The organism is Guyparkeria sp. WRN-7 (assembly GCF_001641825.1).
Classification (GTDB): Bacteria; Pseudomonadota; Gammaproteobacteria; order Halothiobacillales; family Halothiobacillaceae; genus Guyparkeria.
Genome location: NZ_LRFH01000014.1, coordinates 317,447 through 342,405, shown reverse-complemented (window position 1 = coordinate 342,405; position 24,959 = coordinate 317,447). Strand labels below are relative to the sequence as shown.

24 protein-coding genes and 3 tRNA genes are annotated in these 24,959 nt (G+C 66.4%); 12 read left to right on the top strand and 15 right to left on the bottom strand.

Translation table 11 applies throughout. The features are described 5' to 3' along the window. Positions 1-22: 22 nt before the first annotated feature. The 3 genes from AWR35_RS06220 to AWR35_RS06210 all read right to left on the bottom strand — a co-directional run bounded on the left by AWR35_RS06220 (position 23) and on the right by AWR35_RS06210 (position 1,439). Complete coding sequence (locus tag AWR35_RS06220; RefSeq protein ID WP_058575070.1) at positions 23-571, bottom strand: chemotaxis protein CheW; 549 nt, start codon at positions 569-571, stop codon at positions 23-25. A 4-nt stretch (positions 572-575) separates the two neighbouring features. Continuing rightward, positions 576-938 (bottom strand): response regulator, encoded by a 363-nt coding sequence (locus AWR35_RS06215; RefSeq protein ID WP_058575069.1) that lies wholly within the window; start codon positions 936-938, stop codon positions 576-578. 69 nt (positions 939-1,007) lie between these two features. Next, the gene (locus AWR35_RS06210) at positions 1,008-1,439 is read right to left on the bottom strand and encodes a response regulator (RefSeq protein ID WP_058575265.1); all 432 of its coding nucleotides are present in this window, start codon (positions 1,437-1,439) and stop codon (positions 1,008-1,010) included. A 197-nt stretch (positions 1,440-1,636) separates the two neighbouring features. Between AWR35_RS06210 and gshA the strand changes: the two genes are divergently transcribed. From gshA to AWR35_RS06165, 9 genes are all read left to right on the top strand, one after another. Continuing rightward, positions 1,637-2,968 (top strand): glutamate--cysteine ligase, encoded by a 1,332-nt coding sequence (gene gshA / locus AWR35_RS06205; RefSeq protein ID WP_082663945.1) that lies wholly within the window; start codon positions 1,637-1,639, stop codon positions 2,966-2,968. Between the two features lie 26 nt (positions 2,969-2,994). Next, positions 2,995-3,939 (top strand): glutathione synthase, encoded by a 945-nt coding sequence (gshB, locus tag AWR35_RS06200; protein ID WP_058575068.1) that lies wholly within the window; start codon positions 2,995-2,997, stop codon positions 3,937-3,939. Further along, complete coding sequence (locus AWR35_RS06195) at positions 3,936-4,994, top strand: FAD:protein FMN transferase (RefSeq protein WP_058575067.1); 1,059 nt, start codon at positions 3,936-3,938, stop codon at positions 4,992-4,994. The genes gshB and AWR35_RS06195 overlap by 4 nt, the downstream gene beginning before the upstream one ends. 21 nt (positions 4,995-5,015) lie before the next feature. Then, positions 5,016-5,795, top strand: a complete 780-nt coding sequence (locus AWR35_RS06190) for a TonB family protein (RefSeq protein ID WP_058575066.1) — start codon at positions 5,016-5,018, stop codon at positions 5,793-5,795. A 206-nt stretch (positions 5,796-6,001) separates the two neighbouring features. Continuing rightward, positions 6,002-6,418: an RNA polymerase-binding protein DksA gene (gene dksA / locus AWR35_RS06185; protein WP_058575065.1), complete on the top strand. Its 417-nt coding sequence runs from the start codon at positions 6,002-6,004 to the stop codon at positions 6,416-6,418. Further along, the gene (locus tag AWR35_RS06180) at positions 6,411-7,001 is read left to right on the top strand and encodes a peptidylprolyl isomerase (RefSeq protein ID WP_082663944.1); all 591 of its coding nucleotides are present in this window, start codon (positions 6,411-6,413) and stop codon (positions 6,999-7,001) included. The genes dksA and AWR35_RS06180 overlap by 8 nt, the downstream gene beginning before the upstream one ends. Before the next feature lie 41 nt (positions 7,002-7,042). After that, positions 7,043-8,182, top strand: a complete 1,140-nt coding sequence (locus AWR35_RS06175) for an HRDC domain-containing protein (protein WP_058575064.1) — start codon at positions 7,043-7,045, stop codon at positions 8,180-8,182. A 27-nt stretch (positions 8,183-8,209) separates the two neighbouring features. Further along, complete coding sequence (locus AWR35_RS06170) at positions 8,210-8,434, top strand: BolA/IbaG family iron-sulfur metabolism protein (RefSeq protein ID WP_058575063.1); 225 nt, start codon at positions 8,210-8,212, stop codon at positions 8,432-8,434. A 35-nt stretch (positions 8,435-8,469) separates the two neighbouring features. Beyond that, positions 8,470-8,715, top strand: coding sequence for a DUF1244 domain-containing protein (locus tag AWR35_RS06165; protein ID WP_197408160.1), 246 nt, complete (start codon positions 8,470-8,472; stop codon positions 8,713-8,715). 85 nt (positions 8,716-8,800) lie between these two features. Here AWR35_RS06165 and AWR35_RS06160 read toward each other — a convergent pair whose 3' ends face one another. After that, on the bottom strand, positions 8,801-9,844 hold the full coding sequence (locus AWR35_RS06160) for a hypothetical protein (protein WP_058575061.1): 1,044 nt from the start codon (positions 9,842-9,844) through the stop codon (positions 8,801-8,803). Between the two features lie 75 nt (positions 9,845-9,919). Between AWR35_RS06160 and AWR35_RS06155 the strand changes: the two genes are divergently transcribed. Then, on the top strand, positions 9,920-10,684 hold the full coding sequence (locus tag AWR35_RS06155; RefSeq protein ID WP_058575060.1) for a hypothetical protein: 765 nt from the start codon (positions 9,920-9,922) through the stop codon (positions 10,682-10,684). A gap of 67 nt (positions 10,685-10,751) precedes the next feature. On the opposite strand, the gene AWR35_RS06150 is transcribed toward AWR35_RS06155, so the two are convergent. From AWR35_RS06150 to aspS, 7 genes are all read right to left on the bottom strand, one after another. After that, positions 10,752-10,828, bottom strand: a tRNA-Asp gene (locus AWR35_RS06150). 12 nt (positions 10,829-10,840) lie between these two features. Then, a tRNA-Val gene (locus tag AWR35_RS06145) sits at positions 10,841-10,916 on the bottom strand. A gap of 2 nt (positions 10,917-10,918) precedes the next feature. Continuing rightward, a tRNA-Gly gene (locus AWR35_RS06140) sits at positions 10,919-10,994 on the bottom strand. A 167-nt stretch (positions 10,995-11,161) separates the two neighbouring features. After that, a complete protein-coding gene (locus tag AWR35_RS06135; protein WP_066185085.1) occupies positions 11,162-13,033 on the bottom strand; it encodes a sodium:proton antiporter in 1,872 nt (623 codons plus the stop codon). 139 nt (positions 13,034-13,172) lie between these two features. Further along, positions 13,173-13,616, bottom strand: coding sequence for a DsrE family protein (locus AWR35_RS06130; protein WP_058575059.1), 444 nt, complete (start codon positions 13,614-13,616; stop codon positions 13,173-13,175). 235 nt (positions 13,617-13,851) lie between these two features. Beyond that, the gene (gene nadA, locus AWR35_RS06125; protein ID WP_082663943.1) at positions 13,852-14,958 is read right to left on the bottom strand and encodes a quinolinate synthase NadA; all 1,107 of its coding nucleotides are present in this window, start codon (positions 14,956-14,958) and stop codon (positions 13,852-13,854) included. Positions 14,959-15,082: 124 nt separating this feature from the next. Further along, positions 15,083-16,867, bottom strand: coding sequence for an aspartate--tRNA ligase (gene aspS, locus AWR35_RS06120; RefSeq protein WP_058575261.1), 1,785 nt, complete (start codon positions 16,865-16,867; stop codon positions 15,083-15,085). A 120-nt stretch (positions 16,868-16,987) separates the two neighbouring features. Between aspS and AWR35_RS06115 the strand changes: the two genes are divergently transcribed. Then, positions 16,988-17,887: a PhnD/SsuA/transferrin family substrate-binding protein gene (locus tag AWR35_RS06115; RefSeq protein WP_082663942.1), complete on the top strand. Its 900-nt coding sequence runs from the start codon at positions 16,988-16,990 to the stop codon at positions 17,885-17,887. Then, a complete protein-coding gene (locus tag AWR35_RS06110) occupies positions 17,884-20,955 on the top strand; it encodes an EAL domain-containing protein (RefSeq protein WP_058575058.1) in 3,072 nt (1,023 codons plus the stop codon). The genes AWR35_RS06115 and AWR35_RS06110 overlap by 4 nt, the downstream gene beginning before the upstream one ends. Here AWR35_RS06110 and AWR35_RS06105 read toward each other — a convergent pair. The 4 genes from AWR35_RS06105 to AWR35_RS06090 all read right to left on the bottom strand — a co-directional run bounded on the left by AWR35_RS06105 (position 20,895) and on the right by AWR35_RS06090 (position 24,917). Further along, the gene (locus AWR35_RS06105; RefSeq protein WP_082663941.1) at positions 20,895-21,683 is read right to left on the bottom strand and encodes a DUF502 domain-containing protein; all 789 of its coding nucleotides are present in this window, start codon (positions 21,681-21,683) and stop codon (positions 20,895-20,897) included. The genes AWR35_RS06110 and AWR35_RS06105 overlap by 61 nt on opposite strands. Beyond that, complete coding sequence (locus AWR35_RS06100) at positions 21,680-22,156, bottom strand: DUF3429 domain-containing protein (RefSeq protein ID WP_058575057.1); 477 nt, start codon at positions 22,154-22,156, stop codon at positions 21,680-21,682. Before AWR35_RS06100 ends, AWR35_RS06105 begins: the two co-directional genes overlap by 4 nt. A 166-nt stretch (positions 22,157-22,322) precedes the next feature. Continuing rightward, positions 22,323-24,332, bottom strand: coding sequence for a methyl-accepting chemotaxis protein (locus AWR35_RS06095; RefSeq protein WP_058575056.1), 2,010 nt, complete (start codon positions 24,330-24,332; stop codon positions 22,323-22,325). Positions 24,333-24,734: 402 nt separating this feature from the next. Continuing rightward, on the bottom strand, positions 24,735-24,917 hold the full coding sequence (locus AWR35_RS06090; protein WP_058575055.1) for a hypothetical protein: 183 nt from the start codon (positions 24,915-24,917) through the stop codon (positions 24,735-24,737). Positions 24,918-24,959 lie beyond the last annotated feature (42 nt).

The window sequence follows — 24,959 nt, the reverse complement described above, 5'->3', positions numbered from 1 at the left end:
GCCTGCGCCCCTAACCGCGACATCACGCGACGGCATTGTGAAACTGATCGTTTTCCAACAGCGAGCCGAATTCCATCACCGGGAGCCACTCGTCGTTCAGGCGTACTTCCTGATGGAAGCCCGGCAGGGCGGCGAGATCGCCATGGTGCTCGGACTCGCTCAGCGGGCGCTCCTCGCCATAGGGCACCTGCCGGATGCCGTAGGAACGTTCCACGAGAAAGGCGGAGGCGGCCTGGGCACGCTTGGCCAGGAACACCACACTATGACGAGAGGCCGGCGCCGGGTTGTCGAACCAGAACCGGGCAAGATCGAACACGCCGGTCAGCTCGCCGCGCAGGTTGGCCAGACCCACCACCCAGGGCTTCGCGCCGGGGAGCGCCACCTGACGCGGCGGGGTGACGATCGCGCGCACCTCGTCGAGCGCGACCAGCATGCGCCGGCCGTCCACGGCGAACAGGATGCCCTGCCACGTCCGGACGTGATCCTCGTTCCGGGGAAGGCCGACTGCATGTGCCTCGACCTGGCCGTTGATCCAGTCGAGATAGTCGAATACGTCTTCCGTCCGCTGCATGGTGTCAGCCGAGCACAGTCTTGAGCACGGCGATCAGGTCGGCTTCCTTGACCGGCTTGACCAGGTACTCCTTCGCCCCCTGGCGCATGCCCCAGATCCGGTCGGTCTGCTGATCCTTGGTGGTGACGATGATCACCGGGATATCGCTGGTGTCGCCATCCTTGTTGAGCGTGCGGGTAGCCTGAAAGCCATTCATGCCGGGCATCACTACATCCATCAGCACGGCATCGGGGCGCACTTCCCGAACCAGTTCGATACCCTCCTCGCCGCTGTTGGCCACGGACACCTGGTGATTGTGACGCTCGAGAATCTGCTGGAGCACGTACACCTCGGTGGGCGAGTCATCAATGACAACGATGTGAGCCACTACCCTGTTCCTCTAGAAAATCCGGTTCTGAAACGTAATTGCCGACCGCGGTCGACTGCCATCCGGGCCTCAACCGGCCATCGCGCCCTCGTCGGTCACGGAACGCCCCTCGGCGAACCGCTCCACGGCCGCGAGGATCTCGTCGCTGTTGAAGGGCTTGGTGAGGTAGTCGGAGGCGCCGACAATGCGCCCGCGCGCCTTGTCGAAGATGCTGTCCTTGCTCGACAGCAGGATGATGGGGGTGTCGGCGAAGCGATCGTTGTTCTTGATCAGCGCCGTGGTCTGGTAGCCGTCGAGACGCGGCATGAGGATGTCGATGATCACGACGTCGGGATCGAAGCTGCCGATCCGCGCCAGCGCGTCGAAGCCGTCGATCGCGCTCTCGACCTCGCAGCCTGCCTTGCTGAGAATGCTGTCAGCCGTCCGGCGGATGGTCTTGCTGTCGTCGACCACCATGACTCTCAGGCCATCGAGGCCCGCCTGATTCTCTGTCGCTTCCATGTCTTCGTCCTTGCTGCTGGCCGATTCTTGCCGTGCTCCGATCGGAATGTAACCAACGTGCCCGCCTTTGGCAAACGCCGCCATCTCCCGAGAAGGCGGCGAAACAAGGCTGGCTCCCATCGTTTACAATACGCCCCCGGAACGCACGCCGCCCGCCGGCCCGCCATGCCATCCAGCGAAGAGCCCGACGAAATCCGATGCCGAACAACCACTCAGCCCTGCAGATCGAAAGCAACGATGCCACCCCAGAGCTCGAGGAAAGCTACTGCGGCCCGCTGCTGATGATCGAGTCCCACATCATCGAGAACCGACGCCACATCGAGACCTGGTTCCGGGAGCAGTGGCGTCATACCCCGGCGCCGTTCTATGCCTCAGTGGATCTGCGCAACGCCGGCTACAAGCTCGGCCCGGTGGACACCAACCTGTTCCCGGCCGGCTTCAACAACCTCAACCACAGCTTCGACCCGCTGGTCGTCCAGGCGATCCAGTCGGCCGTGGAGCATGCCTGTCCCGACGCACGCGGCATGCTGATCATCCCGGAGCGCCACACCCGCAACCAGTTTTATCTCGAGTCGCTGGCGACCATGGCCGAACTGTTCGAACTGGCCGGCTTCGAGACCCGCATCGGCTCGCTCGACGAACTGGACGAACCGGCGCGCTTCGAACTGCCTTCCGGACGCACCCTCATCCAGCACCCGATTCACCGTGAGGGTCGACGCATCGAGGTTGACGGCTTTTCGCCCTGCACCATCGTGCTCAACAACGACCTCTCCGGCGGTCGCGAGGAGATCCTCGACGACCTCGAACAGACCGTGGTGCCGCCGACCGTCCTGGGCTGGTGGAACCGTTCCAAGTTCAATCACTTCAGCCACTACCAGGCGCTCGCCCACGAGCTCGCCGAGCTGATCGACCTCGATCCATGGCACCTCGCCCCGATGATCCTGGACTGCGGCCAGATCGACTTCATGAAGCGCGAAGGCGAGGCCTGCCTGCAGGAGAAGGTCGGCGAGATGCTCGCCTCCATCCAGAAGAAGTACGACGAACTCGAGATCAAGGAAAAGCCGTTCGTCGTCATCAAGGCGGACGCCGGCACCTACGGCATGGGCGTGATGATGGCCCAGTCGGCCGAGGATGTCGTGGGCCTCAACCGCAAGCAGCGCACCCGCATGGCCGCCTCGAAGGACGGCCGCGACATCAACCGGGTACTGATCCAGGAAGGCATCCACAGCTTCGAACGCCTCGGCTCCAGCGGCCACGTCGCCGAGCCGGTGCTCTACATGATCGACCGCCACGTCGTCGGCGGCTTCTACCGCGTCCACACCAAGAAGGGCCAGAGCGAGAACCTCAACTCGCCCGGCGCCGAGTTCGTGCCGTTACCCTTCACCCAGTCCTGCGTCACGCCGGCCCCGGACGCCTCGCCCGACAGCGACCAGAACCGGCTGTACTGCTACGGCGTGGTCGCCCGCCTGGCACTCCTGGCCGCCGCGCGCGAACAGCGCGACCTGATCGGCGGCCCGGCCGCCGACTGAGCCGACACGCAAGCGGAGCCCCTCTCATGCGCATTGCCGTCGTCATGGATCCGATCGAGCGGATCAAGCCATGGAAGGACACCTCGTTCGCCTTCCTGCTGAGCGCCCAGGCACGCGACTGGGAGTGCTGGTACATCGAGCCGTCGTGGCTGTTCTTCGCCGACGGCGCACCGCAGGCCGAGGCCGCGCCGGTTTCGGTCATCGACCGCGACCAGGACTTCTACACGCTGGGCGAACGCGCCACTCGCGCGCTGACGGATTTCGACATCATCCTGCAGCGCCAGGACCCGCCGATCGACCTCGACTACCACTACGTCACCGGCCTGCTGTCGCTGGCCGAGCAAGCGGGTGTCGTGGTGGCCAACCGCCCCGACGCGGTGCGCGCGGCCAACGAGAAACTGCTCGCCCAGCACTTCCCGGCGTTCTGTCCGCCGACGCTGGTCAGCCGCTCGATCGAGCAGCTGCGCGCCTTCGCCGCCGAGCAGGGCGAGATCGTGGTCAAGCCGCTCGATGCCATGGGCGGCAGCTCGGTGTTCAAGGTCCACGAGGACGACGTCAACACCCAGGTGATCCTCGAGGTGATGACCCGCGACCAGACCGAACTGGTGATGGCGCAGCGCTACCTGCCCGAGATCCGCACCGGCGATCGCCGGGTGCTGCTGATCGACGGCGAACCGGTCGACCATGCCCTGCTGCGCATCCCGGGACAGAAGAGCTTCCGCGCCAACCTCGCGGCCGGCGGCCGCGGCGAGGTGGTGCCGCTGCGCGAGCGCGATCGCGAGATCGCTGCGGCCGTCGGCCCCTGGCTGGCCGAGCGCGGCCACTGGTTCGTCGGCCTGGACGTGATTGGCGACTGGCTCACCGAGATCAACGTCACCAGCCCCACCTGCGCCCGGGAGATCAGCGCCGCAACCGACCAGGACGTGACCGGCCGACTGCTCGACCACCTCGCGAGCCGCGTCCCGGCGTGACCAACCGGCGGCGTCGCGCGCTGCTCGCCGGGCTGGCCGGCCTGCCGCTGCTTTCCCTGCTGCCGGGCTGCTCGGACACCCCGCCGCTGCGCGAGGGGGGCTTTTCGGTATTCGGCCAGATCTGGACCCTCACCTTCTTCGACACCCCGCCCGAGCGCATCAATGCCGCCCTGCGCGCGGCCGAAGGCATCGTCGAACCGCTCTACCGCCGCCTGCACCCCTGGAAGGACAGCGAGCTCACCCGCCTGAACCGCCAACTGGCACGCCACGGCGAGGCCCGCGCCAGCGACGACATTCTCGCCCTGATTCATTCCGCACGCCCCCTGTTCGAGGCAAGCGGCGGGCGCTTCGACCCCAGCATCGGCGGGCTGGTCGAACTGTGGGGCTTCCATCGCGACGGCAGGCGACAACCCGACGCCAAACCGCCGGCGGAGGCCACGCTCGATGCCTGGCTGGCCGACGCACCCTCGCTTGACGACGTCCACCTCGACGGCGACCGGATCGAAGTCAGCAATCGTCGGGTGCAGTTCGACTTCAACGCGCTGGCCGAGGGGTTCGCCGCCCGGCAAGTGTTGTCCGCCATCGGGGAGCTGGGCGTGACCGACTGCCTGCTCGATACCGGCGGCGACCTCTACACCCTCGGCCGGCCCGGCGAGCGGGACTGGCAGCTGGGGATCCGTGACCCATTCGGCGACAACCCGCTCGGCGGCGTGTCACTGTCCGGACGCCGGGCCCTGTGCAGTTCGGGGAACTACGAACGCCACATCCGCTACCGCGGCGAGAATCTCGGCCACATTCTCGACCCGCTGACCGCGCGCCCGGCCCGAATCAATGCCGGCACCACCGTGCTCGGCCGCGACCCCGTGACTGCCGATGGTGCCGCCACCGCCCTGATGCTGATCGCGCCTGCCGAGGCTGGTCACTTCGCGCGGCAACTGGGACTCGACGGCACCCTGCTTGTGACCGAGAATGGGCAGCCGTGGCGGGATACGGGCATGCAGCAGGCAATGCAGCCATCGCCCGCCGGCAAATCCGTCGACTGGCGGACGCTTTGACCATCAGCCAAGAGGGCAGGGATGCCGACGCAGCAAATCGCGATCAAGGAGCGAGCACACACCGACGCACTCGGATCGAGCCGTGTACTCAAGGTGGCACTGGTGCTGGCAGTACTGGTGCACATCGGGCTGCTGCTGGTGCACTTCACCCGCCCGGAAGTGGAACAACGCCCGGTCATCGAGATCACCCTCGATGCCCCGCAGGCAGAGCGCAGTCTCGATGCCGGCCGCCAGACGGATGCCGAGGCCCTCGACCTGCCGACCGATCCCACGCTGGCCGGCCTAGCCGGCCAGGCCAGCCCCAGCGACACGCTGCGCGAGGACGGCCGCGGGCCGCAGCATGAAGGTGCAGGCGGCGCGAGCGACACGCCGCGTCACCTGTCCACCCAGGACCGCATCGACCGCCTGTACGAGCAGGTGAACTCGGCCCTGCGCACCGGCTACGCCACCAGCCGCACCCAAGGCGGCCCCGCCGGACGCTATCTCGCGCGCTGGAAGCGCCAGGTGGAGGTTTACGGCAACCAGCACTACCCCAGCGCGCTGGTCCAGCGGAACATCTCCGGCCAGGTGATCCTCGAAGTGACCATCGGCAAGAAGGGGCATGTGCTCAACCTGGCCATTCGGCGCTCGTCGGGCAACCGGGTCGTCGACAACGCCGCCCGCAACCTGCTGCAGGCCGCGGCACCCTACCCGCCGTTCCCTGCCGAGCTTGCCGCCGAGCACGACCGGCTGGTGATCACCCGCACCTGGGTCTTCACCAGCGACCGCCGCCTGCGCAACGAAGCCCCCGCAAGCCCTTGATTGGCAACTGTGAGCCCCCACCGGGCGGGCGTTGCGCTGACAGGGCACCACCCCTATACTTGCCCGTCGCCCGTCTACGGCCATGGACCGGATGACGAGGCAGGCAGCGGCCCAGATCGACCCGCCGGGTCCCACGCCGCGAGTCGTCTCATCGGCGCATTCCATTTCCAATTTCAGCGTCTGCTCGGGCAGAGGTGGTGCAAAACATGGCAGTTGAACTCCCGGAAGGTTACAAGCCCTCGGAAGACGAGGAATACATGAACCCGATGCAGCTGGAGTACTTCCGGCAGAAGCTCCTGACCTGGCGCGACCAGTTGATGATGGAATCGGATTCCACCATCAATCATCTGCGCGAGGAGAACTGGCAGGAGCCGGACATCAACGACCGCGCCACGCTGGAGTCGGACGCCGCCCTCGAGCTGCGCACCCGTGATCGCTACCGCAAGCTGATCAACAAGATCGACAAGGCATTGAAGCGCATCAGCGATGGCGACTACGGCTTCTGCGAGGAGACCGGCGACGAGATCGGCCTCAAGCGCCTGGAGGCCCGCCCGATCGCCACGCTGACCATCGAGGCCCAGGAACGCCACGAACGACTCGAGCGTGTCCAGCGTGATGACTGATATCGCCCGACGCGTCACCGGCTGGCTTCTCGGCGCCGGCCTGCTGTTCTCGGCGCCGCTGGCGCTCGCCGACACCCAGGTACGCATCGAGACCAGTCACGGCCCGATGCTGATCGAGCTCTATGACGAGCGTGCCCCGGCCACGGTCGAGAACTTCCTGGACTACGTCCGGGACGACTTCTACGACGGCACGATCTTCCACCGCGTGATCCCGGATTTCGTCGCCCAGGGCGGCGGCTTCACCGCCGACTTCACCCGCAAGGAGACCCGCGCAGCGGTGAAGAACGAGGCCGGCAACGGTATCAGCAACACCCGCGGAACGCTCGCGATGGCGCGCACGTCGGACCCCGACTCGGCCACCTCGCAGTTCTTCATCAACCTCGCCGACAACGCCTTTCTCGACCGCCGTGACGACTCGGCCGCCGGCGCCGGTTACACGGTATTCGGCGAGGTGGTCGAGGGCATGGAGACCGTCGAGCGCATCGCGGACCTGCCCACCGGCGCGGCCGGGCCATTCCGCAAGGACGTGCCGCGCGAGACCGTGCGGATCGAGTCGATGCGGGTCATTCAGGCGGACGACTGAGGCGACGTGACTCGAACGACGCAAAGCGCTCGTCGCCTCCCATGACGCCGGACGCCCCCGAGGTCCGCTTCGTCACCGAGCCGGCAGCGCTCGAGGCGCTGCTCGAGGCGATGGCGCAGGCGCATTACCTGCCGCTGGACACCGAATTCGTCCGCGAACGCACCTACTACCCGCGCCTGGCCCTGCTGCAAATTGCCACCGATGACAGCACCGTCTGGCTGGTCGACCCGACCTCCGGCATCGACCTGTCCACCTTCTGGCATGCACTGGTCACGACCGACGTGCCGGTGATCCTGCACGCCGGCGACCAGGACCTCGACCTCATCCTCTCCGCCGCCGGGGAACTGCCCCGCGACGTCTTCGACACCCAGATCGCCGCCGAACTGCTCGGCATCGGCGGACAAATGAGCTACGCGGCCCTGGTCGAGGCGCTGCTGGGCGTGGCCCTCGACAAGGCCGAGAAGCGCAGCGACTGGCTTGCCCGCCCGCTGAGCCCCCAACAGATCGACTATGCCGTGCAGGACGTCGCCCAGCTGCATGCCCTCTACCCGTTGCTGCGCGAGCAACTGGCCGAGCGCGACCGGCTCGACTGGATGGCCGAGGAGTCCCGCCACCAGCTCGACCCGCAACGCTTTGCACCGGACGACGAGCAACGCTGGAAGAAGGTGCGCGGCGTCCAGACCCTCAACCGCGCCGGACTGGCCGCGCTGCGCGAACTCGCCGCCTGGCGCGAGCGCCGGGCACGCGAACTCGACCGGCCGCGACGCTGGGTCTGGGGCGACCAGGCCATGCTGGATCTGGCCCACGCCATCGTGCGCGAGAAGTCACCGGCGACCGCCGCAAGCATCGAAGAGCGCCTTGTGCGCAGCAAGGCACCGCTGGGGAAGACCCCCGAGGCACGCCACGACATGGCCGCCGCAATCGCCACGGCCCTGTCCGGAAACACCGAGGACTGGCCACGGCAGCCACGTCCGCCCGCCATGCCTCCCGAGCAGCGCGAACTGGTAAAATCATGGCAATCGCAGTTGGCAGGGATGGCCGCCGAGACCGGCGTGACCGCCTCCCGGCTGGCAACGAGCGCCGAACTGAAACAGCACCTGGCCAATCCGGATCGGCCTTCTCGACTCACTCGGGGCTGGCGCGCCGCGCTGCTCGCCCCGATCCTGCAGGCACAAGACTGACGACCACGACCGGAGGACCATCCGCAGATGACCGACAACGAGATCATCGAGCTGATCCAGGCCGAACTCCCCGACGCCCGCGTGCGCCCCGATGGCGAGGGCTGCAATTTCCGCATCGCGGTGACCAGCGACGCCTTTGTCGGCAAGTCGCTGCTGCAGCAGCACCAGATCCTCAACCGCATCCTCAAGCCGGCGCTCGAGTCCGGCGAGCTGCACGCGGTGACCTACGACACCCGCACCCCGGACAGCTGAGCCCACCCGACCGAAGAGGCATCCCGATCATGGCCATTGATTCCAGCAACCGTGACCAACTCGAAGCCGCCGCGTTCCGGCGGCTCGTCGCCCACCTGCAGGAGCGCACGGACGTGCAGAACATCGACCTGATGGACCTGGCCGGGTTCTGCCGCAACTGCCTGTCGCGCTGGCTGCGCGAGGAGGCCGAGAAGCAGGGTATCGAGGTGGCCGATGCCGAGGCGCGCGAGCATGTCTACGGCATGCCCTACGAGGAATGGAAGTCGCGTTACCAGAAGTAAGCGCACGCACCTGTGCGGCCGCATGAAAAACGCCCGAGCGGCACATCGCTCGGGCGTTTTTTCGTCTCGGTAATCGGACGCCCGGTTACAGCAGCGACGGCCACTCGCCGCTCTCGAGCGCCTTCGCCGCCCGCTCTCGGTAATACTCGACCTGTGCATTTTGGAACGGCTGCGTGTCATCGGCCGTGATTACCCGATACCAGCCGGTATAGATCGCCAGGAGATCATCGACGCTGTAGCCGGACACCTCGCGCGGATCACTGCTCTGCTGCTCCAGCTCACCCAGCTGCTCCTCGAGGAGCTCGTGCAGGCGAACGATCACCGCGGCGATCGGCTGGTCGCGATGCGAGGGGGTGGTGCCGCCGAGAATCCTCGCGGCCTCCTTGACGGCCCCCGGGTGCGACTCGACCATCTCGGCCACCTCGTCGAGCATGGGAGCGGCCTTCTGCAACGCCCGGCTCGCCGGCACCGGAAAGCCGCGGCCCTGTGTCGACACCACCTGCTTCTTGGCAATTTTCATGGCGGTGGCCATGTCGGGCAGACCAACGCTGTTCGCACGGCGAATGGCGACGTCGAGCCGATCCGGCGTCATCCCCATGCCGCTGCCGAGATACTTCAGGTAGGCGACGCTGAGGTTCTCGCGCTTGAGATAGAGCTGGCTGCCGCGGCGATAGGGCATCACCTCGTCGGCGTCCAGTCGCTGCTCGATGACGATCCGCTCCGGGTCGTCCGACAGGATCTGGGCTCCGGCGAGCGGCGTGCCACCCGAGGGGTGACAGGTACCGGCCAGGGTCTTGTTCTTGCCGGTTACCACCTCGTCGATCTTGAGCGTCAGGGTGCCGTCGTCATGGACCTGGTCGACGAAGCCCACGGCATAGCCGTCCAGCTCGGGGTTGGGCTGGAACATCGGCACGAACACCTTCTCACCCACCTCGAACGTGGCCGCCTGGAGCGGCAAGGCCAGCACCGACAGGGCAAGGGCGGCCCACACCCCGACCGCGCGCCGGGTGAAAGCCGACGCCCGTTCGCGGATAATGGTCCAGGCCTTGCGGCCGGCCGCCGTCATGCCGGCCCGATCCGCTGACAGGTTGATCCTCATCATCAATACCTCGATTGTCGTGTTTGTCATGCCCCGACCTCCGTATCGTTCCAGACCGATGCCCGCCGGCTTCGTTCCGCAACCGCCCGATCCGCGGAGAGCGGCATGAAGGCGCAGCTGCTCGAACGCCAGGTCGACGAATTCGGTCCACTGGAGGTTTACGAACAGAGCGGCGAGATCGCCCTGCACTTCGGCAATCAGACCGCCCAGTCGGCATGGCGCCCCGATGCACCGGATCGCCTGTGCTTTGCCTACTATCGCGGCCTGACCCTGCCGCTGGCGCTGCACCCGAACCCGGAACGGATCGGCCTGTTCGGCCTGGGGGGCGGCGTCCTGGCGAAGTTTCTTCTTGAACATACCGAGTCTAGCATCCACGCCGTGGACCTGCGCCCGGCCCTGGCACCGCTGGCGCAGCGCCATTTCGGACTCGAACTCGACCACCCGCGCCTCGACCTGCAGTTCGCCGACCTGTGCGGCTCGGAGTGGCAACCACCGGAGGCACTGGACCTCGCGCTGCTCGACCTGTTCGACGAGGCCGGCATGACGCGCCTTCCGGACGCGGCGGTCGCCCGGCTCGCCGATGCCGTCGCCCCCGACGGGTTGCTGGCGGTAAACCTGTGGCGCAGCAGCATGCCGGCGGTGGTCGAGATCCATCGCCAGCTGTCGGGTCACTTCCACCCGGACGCCCTGGTCGCGCACGTGCCCGATCGGCTCAACACCGTGATGATCTATCGCCGACAGGGCTGGCAGCCGGCCGACCTGGAGGCGGGAGTGAAGCGGCTGACTGCCGCCCCTCGCCCGTTGCGGCGCGCCCAGGGCCAGGCCTGGCAGTGGCTGCAGCCGCTCAGGGGACAGCCTCGACGCCCCTGACCGACGGGGCTTGGGGGCACCCCGGAACGAAGAAAGGCCCGCCATGGAAGGCGGGCCTTTCGGGATGTGGCGCAGCGGACGGGACTCGAACCCGCGACCTCCGGCGTGACAGGCCGGCATTCTAACCAACTGAACTACCGCTGCTTGTAGAGATGATGGTGGGTGGTGAGAGGCTCGAACTCCCGACCTAAGCCTTGTAAGGGCTCCGCTCTACCAACTGAGCTAACCACCCATTGGAGCGGGAAACCGGATTCGAACCGGCGACCCCAACCTTGGCAAGGTTGTGCTCTACCAGCTGAGCTATTCCCGCACATCTCACACAATCGATCGCTCGACTGCGTTTGCTAGAGCGCGCATTATACAAACCCGAATCGGCGACGCAACCCCTTTGGCACGCCGATGACGAAAAAATTTCGCGCCGATGACGGAGTGCCTCGCCATCCTCTTGATCGCAGGCAGAAATTCTTGTCGAGCCGCTCAGCCGGGCAGGCGCTCGACACCCGGCTCGCCCGCCGGCTTCCCCGAGCGCGAGGCCACACGATCGGCCTCCGGACTCGGCTCGTACAGGCCGATAAGTATCCAACCGGGCCCCGGACGCTGGCTGGGCTCCTCGCTCAGCGGGCGCAGATTGCCGTCCGGACTGATACCGAACAGCAATTCGCCGCGACCTTCGTAATGCACCACGTACTCACTGTAGCCGAAGTTCTCGGTCAGGCGGGTACTGAACAGCTCGGCCCCCGCCTCCACCAGCCGGAAAAGATGCCCCAGCGAGACGCCTTCACGAAACAGGTGGCGAGCGTTGAACTGCGTCGTGATGCGCTGATTGTCCGACCCGGAGACCTCCTGTGGCGTCTGCAGGACGAACACGTTCGATTGGCCGAACTCGTAACCGTAGCGAATCGCCGCGAGGTTGTTGATCTCCGACTGGGCGGACATGGCAAACATCTGCCCGATCCCCACCAGGTCGAGCTTGCGGTCGGCCGCCTCGGAGACCGGGTTGCCATAGTAGGTTTCCAGCCCGTCCATGCGGGCCTGACGGATCTCGCTGTAGTTGCCGTCGGCAAGCACCACGCGAAAGCCGTGCCGCTTGAGGACCTTGGCAATCTCGCGGGTCACCCGGTTGGCCCCCACGATCAGCACCCCGCGATCCTCCGGCAGCGCGAGGTCCAGCGCCCGGGCCATGGGCCGGGCGGTCAGGGAGGCGAACACCACGGTGCCGACGATGACGATGAAGGTCAGCGGCACGATCACCTCGGCACTCTCGTAGCCCTCGTCGACCAGCTTGATCGCGAACAGACCGGAGACGGCCGCCGCGACGATGCCGCGCGGGCCGATCCAGGCGATCATCAGCTTCTCGCGCCAGTTGAGGTCGCTGCCGATGCTCGACAGCCACACCTTGAGCGGCTGGGCGACGAACAGGATCGCCGCGAGCACCAGCGCCGCCCCGAGACCGACCTGGGTCAGGGTCGCCGGATCGATCCGTGCCGCCAGCAGGATGAACAGCCCCGAGATGAAGAGAATGCTCAGGGTCTCCTTGAAGTGGAGGATGTCCTCCAGCGGCACCCCGCGCATGTTCGCCAGCCAGATGCCCATCACGGTCACCGCCAGCAGGCCCGATTCCTCGGCCAGCACGTTGGAGGTGGTGAAAACCGCCAGCACCGAGGCGAGCACGGTGACGTTGATGAGATAGTCCGGCAGGGCGTGGCGCGCCAGCACCTGGCCCAACAACCAGCCGCCGATGACACCCAGCACCGCCCCGATGGTCACCAGCTCGAGGAACGGCAGGATCACGCCGCCGACCCCGGCCGCACCCGCCTGCGACTGGGTGACGATGAACTCGAACACCAGCACGGCCAGCAGCGCGCCGATCGGGTCGATAATGATCCCCTCCCAGCGCAGGATCTTGGACACGCGCGCGGTGGGACGGACGATACGCAGCAAGGGCGCGATCACGGTCGGCCCGGTCACCACCACCATCGCCCCGAACAGGAACGCGATCGGCCACTCCAGGCCGACGAACCAGTTCGCGGCCGTGGCAGCCACGCCCCAGGAGACTGCCGCGCCCAGCGACACCATGCGCAGGATCGTCGACGAGACCCCCTGAATGTCGCGAAAGCGCAGGGTCAGGCTGCCCTCGAAGAGGATCACGCCGACGGCCAGCGACACGAGCGGGAACAGCAGGTCGCCGAACAATGCATCCGGCTCGAGCAACCCGAAGATCGGCCCCAGCGCGATACCGATCAGCAACAGCAACAGGATCGGCGGCACCTTGACCCGCCAGGAAACCCACTGGGCGGCAATGCCGAGGACGACAATCGCCGTCAGGGAAAGAAGGATGTAATCGTGCATGCAGCTGCTCGAAGGGAACCAGTCGGCATGATAGACGTTCGGCCGGGCAACGGACGAATGCAAAAGACCCGGGCGCAGGCCCGGGTCAAGGAGGGATCGGCTGAACGGCAGCCCTCAGGCCGCCGTCATGCATGCCGGCTTACGGATGGATGTAGGCCCAGCCTTCGAGCTGCTGGTCGGCGAGATAGGCAACACCCGACGGCACGATGTCCGACTCGTCGGTGTAGTAGAGGTCGCTCACCTCAAGGCCCTTGCCGCGCAGGGTATTGGCGCAGACCTTGAACTCGACACCGTTAGCCTTGAGGTTGTCGATGGCTGCGGCCAGCTGCGGGTCCTGACGCGCCTCGGTCATCATCTTGATGCCGCCGCCATGAACGACCATCTGGAGCTGGGTCTCCGGACCTGAGGGCGAATTGACGTGATTGGTCGCGTTACGCAGACCGGCCTTGATGGTGTTCATGTCGGCCTTGTTGAAGTGATAGACCACATGCTTGGTCTTCTCGGTCTCTGCCATGGCTGTGTTGGCCTGCAGCGCCAGCGGTGCGGCGATGATCAGGGCAAGCATCGTGAACAGCTTTCTCATGGTTTCCTCCTTGGGATTGCTAGAAGCGACGTCCTCACCCTACGCCCCAAATAACCCAGCGGGGAACTCAAATATTCTTATTCGACAAGTGCCTTTGTGAATTAAAAGATCCACGAATATTCACAATTGTTTTAATTCTAAATCAGCAACATACGCACACCCCCCATGCGGCCGGCATGAAAAAACCCGCCACAAGGGCGGGTCTATGCACGGCACGGCTGGGGCCCGGTCGAGATCAGGCGTCGTTGTTGCCGCGGGTGACGATGCCCTGCTGGCGGGAGAAATCGAGCATGCGCTGGATCGACTCGACCGCCTTGACGCGGACCGCCGGGTCGACCGTGATCTCGTGCCCCTCCGGGTGCTTGAGCGCATCACGGACGCTGACAAGACCGTTCATCGCCATCCACGGGCAGTGCGCACAAGAAACGCAGGTGGCCGAGCGGCCGCCGGTGGGCGCCTCGATCAGAGTCTTGCCGGGCGCGGCCTCGGCCATCTTGTGGAAGATGCCGCGGTCGGTCGCCACGATCAGGGTCTCGTTGGGCAGCTCGGTGGCCGCCTTGATCAGCTGCGAGGTCGAGCCGACCCGGTCGGCCATGTCGACCACCGCCTCGGGCGATTCCGGATGCACCAGGATGGCCGCCTCGGGATGCTTTTCCTTGAGCTCGGCGAGCGCATCGGCGCGGAACTCGTCGTGGACCACGCAGGAGCCTTCCCAGAGCAGCATGTCCGCACCGGTCTTGTCGCGGATGTAGCGGCCGAGATGCTTGTCCGGGGCCCAGAGAATCTTCTCGCCGCGTTCCTTCAGGTGGGTGACGATCTCGAGGGCGTTGGAGCTGGTGACCACCCAGTCGGCACGCGCCTTCACCTCGGCCGAGGTGTTGGCGTAGACCACCACGGTACGATCGGGATGCGCGTCGCAGAACGCGGTGAACTCCTCGGGCGGGCATCCCAGATCCAGCGAGCACTCGGCATGCAGCTCGGGCATCAGCACGCGCTTCTCGGGACTGAGGATCTTGGCCGTCTCGCCCATGAAGCGCACCCCGCAGACCACCAGCGTCTGCGCCTCGTGCTCGGCGCCAAAGGCGGCCATGTCGAGCGAGTCGGACACCCGCCCGCCGGTCTCGTCGGCGAGGATCTGCAGGTCCTCGTCGACGTAGTAATGCACCACCAGCACGGCGTTCTGCTCGGCCAGGAGCTCCTTGATCTCGGCCCGCAGGGCTTCGCGCTCCTCGGCGGTCACCGGGGCGGCCGGCTTGGAGGCCAGCGCGATACGGGCGATCTCGGGTTCGAGGGCAACGGGAATCTCGCGCGCGGCGCGATCGGATTGGGCATTCGCGGTCATACGGCCTCCCGGGAAGGACGGCGCGCCGGGCTTACCCGGCGCGCCAACGAACAGGGCACTACTGTCTCCCATGTCTATAGACAGCAGCAGCAATTGCAAGCGTAGGAAACCCCGTTGGGGGTGATCAGCCCTTGTCTTCCTTGGGCGGCAGGCGCACGCGGATGGAAAGCTCGCGCAGCGCGGCCGGGTCGATCTCGCCCGGGGCGTCGGTGAGCATGCAGGAGGCAGACTGGGTCTTCGGGAAGGCGATCACGTCGCGGATCGAGGTCGCCCCGCTCATCAGCATCGCGATGCGGTCGAGGCCGAAGGCCACGCCGGCCATCGGCGGCGCACCGAACTTGAGCGCGTCGAGCAGGAAGCCGAACTTCTCCTGCGCCTCCTCCTCGTCGATGCCGAGGTGGCCGAACACGCGTTGCTGCATCTCCGGGTCGTGGATACGCACGGAACCGCCGCCGAGCTCGTAGCCGTTCAGGACGAAGTCGTAGGCCCGCGAACGGACGTTTTCCGGGTCGGAATCGAGCTTGTCGATGTCGTCCGGGTGCGGCGCGGTGAACGGGTGGTGCAGCGCGTAGAGGCGCTTGTCCTTCTCGTCGTACTCGAACATCGGGAAGTCGACCACCCACAGCGCCTTGAAGCCGTGCTCGACCATGTCGAGGTCGTGACCGAGGCGCACGCGCAGCGCGCCCAGCGCCTCGTTGACCACCTTGGCCTTGTCGGCGCCGAAGAAGATCAGGTCGCCGTCGGCCGCGCCGGTGCGCTCCATGATGCCGGCAATCGCCTCGTCGGTCAGGAACTTGAGGATCGGCGACTGCAGGCCCTCGCGGCCGGCGGCCGCGTCGTTGACCTTGACGTAGGCCAGCCCCTTGGCGCCGAAGATCGAAACGTACTTGGTGTACTCGTCAATCTGGCTGCGCGGCATCTTGCCGCCCTGCGGGACGTGCAAGGCGGCGACGCGACCGCGCGGGTCGTTGGCCGGGCCGGAGAAGACCTTGAAGTCGACGTCCTTGACCAGGTCGGCCACGTCGACCAACTCGAGCGGGATGCGCAGGTCGGGCTTGTCGGAGCCGAAGCGACGCATGGCCTCATGCCAGGTCAGGCGCGGCAGCGGGTCGTGCAGCGGCACCTCGACCGTCTCGATGAACAGATGGCGCATCATGTTCTCGATCAGCCCCATCGTCATCTCTTCGTCGGCGAAGCTCATCTCCATGTCGAGCTGGGTGAACTCCGGCTGACGGTCGGCGCGCAGGTCCTCGTCGCGGAAGCACTTGACGATCTGGTAGTAGCGCTCCAAACCCGAGACCATCAGCAGCTGCTTGAACAGCTGCGGCGACTGCGGCAGGGCGAAGAACTCGCCCGGATGGGTACGTGAGGGGACGAGGTAGTCGCGCGCGCCTTCCGGCGTGGCCTTGGTGAGCACCGGCGTCTCGACGTCGATGAAGCCGGCATCGTCGAGGAAGCGGCGCATGGCGCTGGTCACGCGGTGACGCAGGCGCAGTCGCTCGAGCATCTCCGGGCGACGCAGGTCGAGGTAGCGGTAGCGCAGGCGCACGTCCTCGGAGACCCGCTCGTCGTCGAGCTGGAACGGCAGCGGCTCGGAACGGTTGAGCACGTTCAGGGACAGACCGAGCACCTCGATCTGGCCGGAACGGATGTTGGGATTCTCGGTGCCGGCGGGGCGGTTGCGCACCCGGCCGCGCACCTGGATGACGAATTCGTTGCGCAGCGTCTCGGCGACCGCGAACATCTCCGGGTCGTCCGGATCGAACACCACCTGCACCAGACCGTCCCGGTCGCGCAGATCGACGAAGATCACGCCGCCGTGGTCACGGCGCCGGTTGACCCATCCGACCAGCTCGATTTCCTGGTCGAGAAGCGCCTGGTCGACTTGTCCGCAGGTGTGTGTCCGCATCGGCATTGTCATCAAACTCGTCTTGGTGAAAAGCCCGCTATGGTAGCCCGAGCGCGGTGATTTTTCGAGACTTGGCGCGCGGCGCTGGCGCGCCGATCGTCGGCTGGTTACGATTGCGCCATGCACCCGGCCCTTTCACACGTCGTCCGGCACTGGACGACCAGTCTCGCATGCACCCTCGTCCTGCTGCTCGTGATGCCGGCTGCCGTCACCGCCGCAAACAGCACCGCACTGCAATTCGCGCCGCTGCCGTTCGAGGACCGGAAGGTCCTGCTGGCGCAGTTCCGCCCGATGCTCGAGCACCTCGAACGGAAGACAGGCAACACCTTCGAACTCAAGACCCTCGCTGAATACGAGTCCATTCTCGACGGTCTGCACGAGGACCGCATCGATCTCGCCTTCCTCGGTCCGCTTCCCTACATCCTGCTCACCGACGAGGACGATACCTTCAAGCCGCTGGTGCGCTTTCTCAACGCCGAAGGCAAGAGCCAGTATCGCTGCGTGCTGGCCCGGTTTGGCGGGCAGCCTGCCGGACTCGACGAGGTCGGCGGCGCCCACCTGGCGCTGACCCAGCCCTACTCGACCTGCGGCTACCTGGCCACCGAGCACCTGCTGCGCGATGCCGGACAGACCCTGCGCAACACCCGCTATTTCTATGCCGGCAGTCACTCGGAGAGCATGCTGGAGGTGGTCCGGGGGCACGCCATGCTCGGATCGGCCAAGAGCGCGATCGCCCGCCAGTACCGTCACCTGAACATCGAGATCATCGCCGAGTCGCCACCCCTGCCCGGCTTCCTGCTGGTCGCCAACCCGCGCACCACCACCGCCAAGCAACGTGCAGCGATCCGCGATGCGCTGCTGTCGCTCCAGCCGCTGTCCCGGCAGGCAGACCGGGCACTGACCGAATCCTGGGGCTCAAACATCCGGCACGGCGCGATCCCCGCCGACGACGCCGCATATGACCCGGTACGACAACTGTATCGCTCCCTGCCCGACGGCATCCCCGAGGTGAAGCGATGAGACGGCTGACCCGCTACGCGCTCGCGTTCCTCGCAGTGGAAATAGTCGTCTCCACCACCGTGATCGCCCTGCATCGCGAACAAAGCCAACACACCCTGAACGTCAACCTGGCCGAGCAGAGGGCCGCCTATGACGCGATCCTCACCGGAACGCGGCGCCTGACCGACCTGGCGTTCGATTCCCGGGTGACCACCGCGGAAAACCTGCGGCTGTTCCACCAGGCCAATTCGCCCGACGACGAGCAGGCCGCCGTCGCCCGGGGACTGCTCTATCGCAAGCTCTACCCGCTCGCCCAGGACATGAAGCGAAATCACGTGCGCCAAATGCACGTGCATCTCCCCGGCGGCATCTCGTTTTTGCGCATGCATCGGCCGGAACGCTACGGCGACCCGCTCTACCCCTACCGGCCCATCCTGAAGAAGGTCAACGAGACGCGGGCGCCCGCCACGGGTTTCGAGACGGGCCGAGTCACCCACGGGTTTCGTTTCGCCTATCCGATCATCGATGACGGCGACCTGCTGGCGACATTCGAATTCAGCATGTCGTTCACCGCCATCCGCGAGGAGCTCGAACGCACCGCCGCCCTGCCGGAGACCCATTACCAGTTCATCGTCAAGCGCAGGGCGGTCGAACCCAAGCTGTTCGAGGGTCGCGAGACGCTCTACCGCAACAGCCCGGTCAACCCGGCCTACGTGGTCGAGGACCCGGCATCGTCCTTGAGAAACGAGGCCGGCGGCAACGAGCTGCCACGCGACGTCGCGGAACTCGATCACGAGATCGCCCGGTCCGAGACGATCCAGCGGCGCATGGAAGGCGGCGAGGCATTCGGCCGCTTCATCAAGGCAGGCGGGATGAGCTACGCGGTCAATTTCCTCCCGGTCGAGAGTGCCACCGGCGGTCAGGCGGGTTACATACTCGCCTACACTCCGGCCGCCGATCACGACGAGCTCACCAACGCCAGCTTCGCGATCTGGCTGCTGGGCTCGCTGCTCCTGCTGCTCACCTTCACGACGCACCACCGGCTGCAGAAATCGCGACACTTCATGAGCACGGTCGCGGAACACATGGGGTCGGGGCTTTACGTCACGGACAACCGGGGGCGCATCACCTACGTCAACGCGGCCGCCACGGACACACTGGGCTACTCGCGTCACGAACTGCTGGGGCGAAACGCGCACGACACCTTCCACGCCCACCCGCCAGAGCCCACGCCGGAAGGTGACGAATGCCCCTTCGAGCGCGTCGTGCGGGGCGGCACGCTGTTCTCGTCGGACAACGAGACCTTCCGCGACGCGCACGACCGCCTGCGAGAAGTGGAAGTGCTGAGCACCCCGCTGGATCTGGATACCGGCGAGAAGGGGGCGGTCACCGTGTTCCGCGACGTCACCGACCGCAGGCGAAGCGAGGAAAAGCTGCAACAGGTGGTGACCGCCCTGCGGAACAGCCGCGAGGGGGTCATGATCACCGACCGGAACCTCAGCATTCTCGACGTCAACGAGGCGTTCACCACGGTGACCGGCTACCAGCGTCAGGAGATACTCGGGCGCACCCCGCGGGTGCTGCAGTCCGGGCGCCAGGGGCCCGAATTCTACGAACAGATGTGGCACGAGCTGGACACGGCGGACAACTGGCGCGGAGAGATCTGGAACCGTCGCAAGGACGGCAGCATTTACCCCGAATGGCTGACCATCAGCGCGATCCGTAACGACGACAACGAGGTCACGCATTACGTCGCGATCTTTTCCGACATCACCGATCTGCACGAGGCCAACCAGCGACTGGAAGCGCAGGCCCACCAGGACGCGCTCACCGGGCTCGCAAACCGCCATGCCCTGGAACGGCACCTCGACTCGCTGATCAGGCAGCCCGGCGCCCGGTTCGCCGTGCTGTTCGTGGACCTCGATCACTTCAAACGGGTCAACGACACCATGGGGCACGCCATGGGCGACCGCCTCCTGCGCGAGATGGCCGGCCGCATGCAGGGAATGCTGCGCTCGCACGACATGCTGGCACGGCTCGGCGGTGACGAGTTCGTCGCGGTACTCGAGGATCTCGACGGTCCCGACGATGCCGCCGCGGTCGCGCGCAAGCTCATCGAAGAGATCTCGCGCCCCTACGAGCTGGGCGACAACGAGCTGAGCGTGGGCGCCAGCATCGGCGTGGCCCTCTATCCGGAAAACGGCGACAGCGCCGCCACGCTGCTGCGCAATGCCGACACGGCCATGTACCAGGCCAAGGCGGAAGGGCGCAACAATCATCACTTCTACACCGCCGAGCTCACGCGCCTGGTCACCGAGCGGATGAAGATCGAAAGCCAGTTGCGCCGGGCCGTCGAGAACGAGGAATTCTCGATCCACTATCAGCCACAGATCGACCTCGCCTCCGGTCGCATCGTCGGCGCCGAGGCCCTGCTGCGCTGGGAAAGCCCGGACGGCCCGGTATCACCCGCCATCTTCATCCCGGTCGCCGAGCAGACCGGACAGATCAACGCCATCGGCCGCTGGGTCCTGGACACCGCCTGCCAGCAGCTGCGCTGCTGGCGAGACCGAGGCATCGAGGGGAGCGGCGATCTGCGCATGGCGGTCAATCTCTCCGCCCAGCAGCTGTCCAGCCCGGACATCATCGCCGACGTCGACAACGCCATCGATCACGCCGGCATACCGGCGGGGCAGCTCGAGCTCGAGATCACGGAAACGGCCGTGATGCAGGACCCGTTCAACGCCTGCAAGCTGCTCGAGGCGTTCCGTGAACGGGGCGTGAAGCTGGCCATCGACGACTTCGGGACCGGCTACTCGTCACTGAGCTACCTCAAGCAGCTGCCAATCGACTATCTGAAGATCGACCAGTCCTTCGTCCGCGGCATCCCCGAGGACCTCGACGACCTGGCGATCGTCGACGCGATCATCGCACTGGGCAACAGTCTGGAGCTGGTCACCATCGCCGAAGGCGTGGAGACGCGCGCGCAGCTCGACGAGCTGCGCCACCGCGGGTGCGGCGTCTACCAGGGTTACTTCTTCTCGCGGCCGCTCCCGGCATCGGCATTCGAACGGCTGCTGCGCGAGGACTGATCCGCGCCCGGCGTCTCGCCGGTTGCGGACAACGATTCCATCGCCCGCTCACCGCCCGTGTCCGCGTCTCGCCGCGGCGGCACCACCACCCCGAGCGAGACCACCATGCGGAAGCCTTGCTCGACCGACATCTCCAGCTCGATCACCTCGTCGCGCGGCACCATGATGACGAAGCCCGACGTGGGATTGGGCGCCGTGGGCACGAACAGGGTGATCAGGTGCTCCTCGGTGCGGTCCTGCACCTCGCCGATCGGCTCGCCGGAGACGAAGGCGATCGACCAGGCATTGCGCCGCGGGTACTCGACCAGCACCACCTTGCGGAACGAGCGCGAGTCCTGCGAGACGAAGGTCTCCACCACCTGCTTGACGGACGAGTAGATGCTGCGCACCAGCGGGATGCGGTTGAGCAGCCGCTCCCAGGCATGGATCAGGCTGCGACCGAGGATGTTGGCCACCAGGGCGCCGGTGAGCAGCACGATCACCACGGCGAAGAACGCGCCCATCCCCGGCAGCTCGAAGCCCAGCACTGCCTCCGGGCGATACGACGGGGGAAGCAGGACAATGCTCTTGTCCATGAAAGAGATCAGGGCGTTGACCACCCAGAAGGTCACCGCCAGCGGCGCCCAGACCAGGATGCCGGCGATCAGCCAGCGGCGCAGGGTCAAAAAGCGGCCGCCCTTGCCGGGCTTGCCGTCGGCCTCGGGGGTTTCCGGTGGCTGCTCGTTCATGCACCGCTCCCCGGGATCAACGGCCGCAGCCACGAGGCGATCGCCACCAGCAGCGCCAGCGCGGCCAGCAGCGTGAACAGTTGACGCAGCCGCGGGTAGGACCAGCCGACCGGCAGGTTGTCGAGCCAGTGCCGGTCGACTTGCCAGGACACCACCAGCAGCAGGAACAGCAGCGAGAGCGACAGCACTGCCCACGGCAGCATCGCCGCCACCCAGGCGACAAGTACCAGCAAGGCACCCCAGGCCAGGCGATGACGCGCATCACCCACCAGCAAGGCCCGCTCGGCCGGGGTGGTCGCCAGCACCACGCCCCAGTGGATCGCGCCGAGAAAGCCGAGCATCACCGCGGCGTAGGCGGAGAGGGCATCCAGCGCCGGGGCAACCCAGACGAACGGCCCCAGCCAGGCCAGCAGGGCCAACCCCCAGAACGGCAGCAGCAATCCAAGCGCAATCAGGTAGGCGGTGGCACGCATTCCGATCTCCTTGGCCCTCGGGCCGTGTTCATCCCGGGTGGCATGCGGGACATGAGCCGCATTCTACGCCCAAGCCTAGACCGGAACGAGCCGAAGACGTTCCGCGAAAACGAAATCGCCCGGGCAAGCCCGGGCGATCCAAACGGCTATCGATGCGAAGCCCGGCTCAGCCGGTGTTGAACTTGCTCACCAGACGCGAGAGCTCGTGGGCGTAGCGCGCCACCGATTCGCCCGCCCGCGCCGTTTCCTGGGCGGCATGGGCATTGTCGGTGGTGGTCTCGCTCATGTGCTCGATGCTGGTCTTCATCTCGCCGGAGACGGCAGTCTGCTCCTCGGCGGCCGCGGCGATCCGCGTGCTCATGTCCTCGAGCCGCTCGAAGGCAGTCGCGATCTCGTTGAGCATCCGGTCGGCATCGGTCACCGCCTCGAGGCTCTTGTTGCTCACCTCGCGGCCGGTGGTCATGGCCTCGACCGCCTCGGCGGCACCCTCGCGCAGACGGGCGATGATCTCGGTGATCTCGCGGGTCGAATCCTGGGTGCGATTGGCGAGCGAGCGCACTTCCTCGGCGACCACGGCAAAGCCGCGCCCCTGCTCGCCGGCCCGGGCGGCCTCGATCGCCGCGTTCAGCGCCAGGAGGTTGGTCTGCTCGGCGATCGCGCCGATCACGTCGAGCACCTTGCCGATCGACTGCGACTGATCGGAGAGGTTGGCAACGATGCCCTCGGCACGCGTGAGCACCTCGTCGAGCTCCTCGGCATTGCGCGCACTGCCGTTGACCCGGCCGAGACCGTCATGCAGCTGACGGTTGGCCTGCTGGACGGCGGAGCTCGCCTCCTCGGCACCGCGAGCCACCTCCTCGGCGGCCTCCTGGGTCTGCCCCATGCCGCTGACCAGCGAGTCGATTGCCGACTCCTCGCGCTCGGCCCCTTCCCGGCCACGACGCGAGGCGCGCTCCAGGCTCTCGGAGGCCTCGGTCATCGCCGCGGACGAGCGGGCCACCTCGCGCACCAGGTTCTGGGCGGTATCCGCGAAGGTGTTGAATGCCCGGCCCACCTGGGCGATCTCGTCGTTCCCCTCCGCCGGCAGGCGCTGGGTCAGATCGCCATCGCCCTCGGCGATGTCGTGCATCCGCCCGGCGATCCGCTGCAGGGGACGCGAGATGATCAGGACGGACAGCCAGGCCAGCAGGCCGACCACCACGATCCCCGCGATCACCGCACCGATCTGCCAGTTGCTGGTCGAGTCGAGGGCCGCCAGCAGGCTTTCGGAGCGCTCGGCGATCTCGTGACGCTCACGCTCGACGATGGCCTCCACGTCGCTTTCGATCTGCTCGAAGATCGGCGTCAGCTCGGTACGCACGAGGTAGGCATCCATGCGCCACTTCTCCGAGGCATGGATGTCGAAGGCGTGCTCGGCCTCCTCGACGAACCGCGGCAATTTCTCGTTGAGCTGCTCGACCGCGTCGAGCTGCTCGAAGGTCAGCAGGTAGTCATAGTCCTGCGCGATCTTCTCGGCGCGCTCGATCGCCTGGCTGGCGTAGAGATTGAAGTTCTCGCGCAGGGCGGGCGCACGGAAGGACATGAAGCCGCGCAGGCTGGCGACCACGTTGCCCCAGTCCGCCTGCAGCCGCGCCAGGTCGAGCACCAGGGCGCGCCGCGAGTAGCGGCTGGCATCGGCATTCTGCTCGGCGTTGATCAACTGCCCCAGCAACCCCGCGATTTCCCGCTGCAACGGGTTGGCGTTGACGTTGGCGTACTGCATGCCCGGGTTGTTGGCCGCCTCGTCGCCGGAGATGGCGATGATCTTCTCGGCCGTCGCCGTGAAGCGGTCGATGCGCTGACCGAGCTCGCCGCCGCTGTCGCCGCGATACTGGGCCAGCGTCTGGCGCGCGGCCTCGACCTTTTCCAGCGCGTCACGGAACCGCGCCAGGTCCTCGTCACGCTGGCTTTGCAGATAGAAGCCCAGCGCCCCGACCGCACGCTCCACCTGGATGCGGATGGTGTCGGCGGCAAAGGCTGCGGGCTGACCGCGCTCGACCACCTCTTCGACCTGGTGGGCCACCTTGTTCATGTTGACCATGGTGAGCACGGCGATCCCCACCATCAGGGCCAGGATCAAACCAAAGCCCACCAAGTTCTTCTGCGACAAACTGAATCGGTTCAGCCATGCAAGCATTGTTTTCTCCTGTCCCGGTGACGGTGCCGCCAGGGCACGCGATGACCGCGCATTTCCCGTGGGTAGAGGGTTCTATCGACACCCGGCGCCAAAACTTGACCCTGCCGGGCGAACGACGGAAACCCGACGCTCCTAGGGGAGCTCTGCACGAATGCCATGCCTCTCTGGCTTGGCGAGTCGTTCGTGATCAAGGCGCGATGTCGCTGGCGTGCCGGTGGACACGTCAAGACATCGCAACGCGGAGCACGGGCGACTCGCTAAGCCCCGCGGGGCGCGCCTTGAGCCAGGCATCTGCTGCGTTGTCGTCCTTGGAAAGAGAGTGACTCTCCCGCGGCGGACTAACGCCTTGCATCTGCCCGGCTCAAGGCGCGCAGAGCGGTATGTCATTCGTGCAGAGCTCCCCTAGAGCGTACTCATCAGGAATGCCACGAATCCGGCCACGGCTAGCAGGATCAGTGCCACACCGAGCCATTCCTCGCGCGAACCCTGGCGGCTGGCAGCCATCATCGGCTTGATGCGGGGGATCAGGAACAGCAGCACGGCGCCGAGCAGCACCGCCATGCCGATTTTCATCCACAGGTCCATGGAGCGACCCTCCTGAGGCCAAAAAAAGGCCCCTTGTCGCCA